We start from the raw sequence: 296 nt of genomic DNA, 5'->3' as shown, positions 1-296 counted from the left end.
TGCGCACAGTATCAAACAGCGTCAGCAACGCTTCATATTCCTGTGTGTGCTCCATGCGTTCACTCAAAACCACGCTCATGGAATAGACTAAATTTTTGAGGTGGTTGGCTGTGAGGTGAAGCTGGTCCACTTCATTGCGAAGGGACGTATGGGCGCATTTCTCTTTACCAGTATCAGTCATCAAAATACCCTCGTTACAGGCTTGTTGAACAAACCACTCAACAGAGAGCTTTCGACAACCCACTGGCGAGCGGGAGGTTCGAAACCTGGTAACGACAGGCGGGTTTATTCCCCCG

General features: G+C 49.7%; 1 protein-coding gene. It reads right to left on the bottom strand.

Annotated elements, in window-relative coordinates; translation table 11 throughout:
* Positions 1–181 (bottom strand): hypothetical protein (locus PsWM33_RS15145; RefSeq protein ID WP_063300786.1); only part of this gene is annotated, 181 nt, incomplete at its 3' end.
* Positions 182–296: the final 115 nt, after the last annotated feature.

The sequence above is a fragment of the Pseudovibrio sp. WM33 genome, assembly GCF_001623165.1.
Taxonomy (GTDB): Bacteria; Pseudomonadota; Alphaproteobacteria; order Rhizobiales; family Stappiaceae; genus Pseudovibrio.
The sequence above is the reverse complement of the archived record's forward strand: the minus strand, read 5'-3'. Positions and strand labels throughout refer to the sequence as shown.